The organism is Streptomyces sp. NPDC046215 (genome assembly GCF_040646215.1).
GTDB lineage: Bacteria > Actinomycetota > Actinomycetes > Streptomycetales > Streptomycetaceae > Streptomyces > Streptomyces stramineus.
Genome location: NZ_JBEYZW010000188.1, coordinates 1 through 2,752, shown reverse-complemented (window position 1 = coordinate 2,752; position 2,752 = coordinate 1). Strand labels below are relative to the sequence as shown.

Sequence of the window (2,752 nt, the reverse complement as noted above, 5' to 3'; positions counted from 1 at the left end):
GCGGTGAACGATGTTGTCGGCTTCCTGTTCCCGTGTGAGCGGCCGGTCCTTCCGCGGCCAGTGCGGGATGAGGGCAGGGACGCGCCCGCAGGGCGCCCGCCGCCAGACGGCAAACGACGGACCCGCACCCGAAGACACACCCCGACCATGCATACCCCGCCCCCCAAAGGGCACCCGGCGTGCGTGACGAACGCGACGATCACCACCTCCGTGCCCGCCCGTCTCGACCGGCTGCCCTGGTCACGCTGGCACTGGACGGTGGTGATCGGCCTCGGCACCGTCTGGATCCTGGACGGCCTGGAGGTCACGGTCGTCGGCAACATCGCCGGCCGCCTCTCCGAGGAGGGCAGCGGCCTGCCCATCACCTCCGGTGAGGTCACCGGTCTGGCCGCCGCGCTGTACGTCGCGGGTGCCTGCTCGGGCGCGCTGTTCTTCGGCCGGCTCACCGACCGCTTCGGGCGCAAGAAACTCTTCATCGTCACGCTCGCGGTCTATCTGGCCGCGACCGCGCTGACCGCGCTGTCCTTCTCCACCTGGTGGTTCTTCCTCTTCCGCTTCCTGACCGGCTTCGGCATCGGCGGTGAGTACGCGGCGATCAACTCCGCCATCGACGAGCTGATCCCCGCCCCCTACCGCGGCCGGGTCGACCTGATCATCAACGGCAGCTTCTGGCTCGGCGCGATCGGCGGGTCGCTGCTGTCCGTCGTCATGCTGGACACGAACGTCTTCGCGCAGGACGTGGGCTGGCGGCTGACCTTCGCGCTGGGCGTCGTCCTGGGGCTGGTGATCCTCCTGGTGCGGCGCCACGTCCCGGAAAGCCCGCGCTGGCTGTTCATCCACGGCAGGGGAGCGGAAGCGGATTCCCTGGTGACCTCGATCGAAAAACGCGTCGAGGCGGAGATCAAGGCGAAGAGGGGCACGCCGCTGCCACCCGCCGAAGGCGAGATCACCATCCACCAGCGAGGGGACGTCGGCTTCGGGGAAATCGCCCGGACGGTCTTCTCCCGATACCGGCGACGGGCGATCCTCGGCCTGTCCCTCTTCATCGGGCAGGCTTTTCTCTACAACGCGATCACCTTCGGATTCGGCGCCATTCTCACGACGTTCTTCGGGGTCTCCACCTCGCGCACCGGCTACTTCTTCGCGGTCATCGCCGCGGGCAACTTCCTCGGCCCGCTCCTGCTCGGCAAGCTTTTCGACACCGTCGGCCGGCGGGTCATGATCTCCTCGACCTATCTGCTGTCCGGACTTCTCCTCTTCGGCACGGCGTGGCTTTTCGGCGCCGGCCACCTGACCGCGAACACGCTCACCGCCTGCTGGTGCGTCGTCCTCTTCTTCGCGTCCGCCGGTGCGAGCAGCGCGTACCTCACGGTCTCCGAGATCTTCCCGATGGAGACCCGGGCCATGGCCATCGCCTTCTTCTACGCCCTGGGCACGGCCGCGGGCGGTATCAGCGGCCCGCTGCTGTTCTCGCACCTGACCAGCAGCGGAGTCGTCGGGGACACGGTCCTGGCGTTCCGGATCGGCGCGTCGCTGATGTGCCTGGCCGGGCTGGTGGCAGCCTTCCTGGCGGTGCGGGCGGAGGGCCGTTCGCTGGAGTCGATCGCGGCACCGCTGTCGACAAAACGCCCGGACGCCGTGCCGGCCCCCGCGGAATAAGCACCCCCGTAAGGAAGTTGCACCGAACCATGGCTGACACTCACCACAAGATCGGCACCCTTTCCGTACACCCGCTGGCCCTGGGCGGCAACGTCTTCGGCTGGACGGCGGACGAGGCGGAGTCCTTCGCCGTGCTCGACGCGTACGCGGCGGCCGGCGGCAATTTCATCGACACCGCGGACGTCTATTCCGCGTGGGCCCCCGGCAACTCCGGCGGCGAGTCGGAGACCGTGATCGGCAAGTGGTTCGCCGCCCGCGGCAACCGCGCCGACATCGTCCTGGCCACGAAGGTCGGTGCCGGACACCCCGAACCGCGCGGATTGTCGTCGCACGCCATCAAGACGGGCGTGGAGGACTCTCTCCGCCGCCTGCGCACCGATTACATCGACCTCTACTACACGCACTACGACGACCCGTCGGTGCCGGTGGAGGAATTCCTGACCGCGCTGGACGCCCTGGTGAAGGAGGGCAAGGTCCGCGAGATCGCCGCCTCCAACATCACGCCGGAGCGCCTGGCGGAATCCCTGGAGTTCTCCGACGCGTCGGGCCTGGCGAAGTACGCCGCGATCCAGCCCCACTACAACCTGGTCTCGCGCGACACCTACGAGGGCGAACTGGCGACGGTGGCGGCGAAGCACGGCCTGGCGGCGGTGCCGTACTACGCCCTGGCGTCGGGCTTCCTCACCGGCAAGTACCGCCCGGGCACGACGGTGGACAGTGCGCGGGCGGAGGGCGCCGGCAGGTACCTGGCGTCCGAACGCGGCCCGCGCGTCCTCGCGGCCCTCGACGAGGTGGCCGAGGCCCACGGCGCCGAGATCGCCACGGTGGCCCTGGCCTGGCTTGCGGCCCGGCCGACGGTGGCGGCGCCCCTGGCGAGCGCGCGCACGGTGGACCAGCTGCCGGCGTTGCTGGCGGTGGCGGACCTGAAGCTGACGGAGACGGAGCTGACGCGCCTGACGGAGGCGTCGGCGTAAGCGGCGTGGGGGTGCGGGGGCGGCGACAGGTGTGGGCCGTGCTGGAGCGCCCCGACCGGGAAACGGGAGCGCTGGAGCGGCAACTGCGTCCGATGCGGTGGGGCCTGGTGCCGTCATGG

The 2,752-nt window shown here is 69.9% G+C and carries 2 protein-coding genes; both read left to right on the top strand.

The annotated features are described in order from the left end of the window. The first annotated feature begins 183 nt into the window (after positions 1-183). On the top strand, positions 184-1,659 hold the full coding sequence (locus tag ABZ951_RS33730) for an MFS transporter (protein WP_344094802.1): 1,476 nt from the start codon (positions 184-186) through the stop codon (positions 1,657-1,659). A gap of 29 nt (positions 1,660-1,688) precedes the next feature. Further along, positions 1,689-2,633 carry an aldo/keto reductase gene (locus ABZ951_RS33725; protein ID WP_344094800.1) on the top strand — a complete coding sequence of 315 codons (945 nt, stop codon included), beginning with the start codon at positions 1,689-1,691 and terminating at the stop codon, positions 2,631-2,633. Positions 2,634-2,752: the final 119 nt, after the last annotated feature.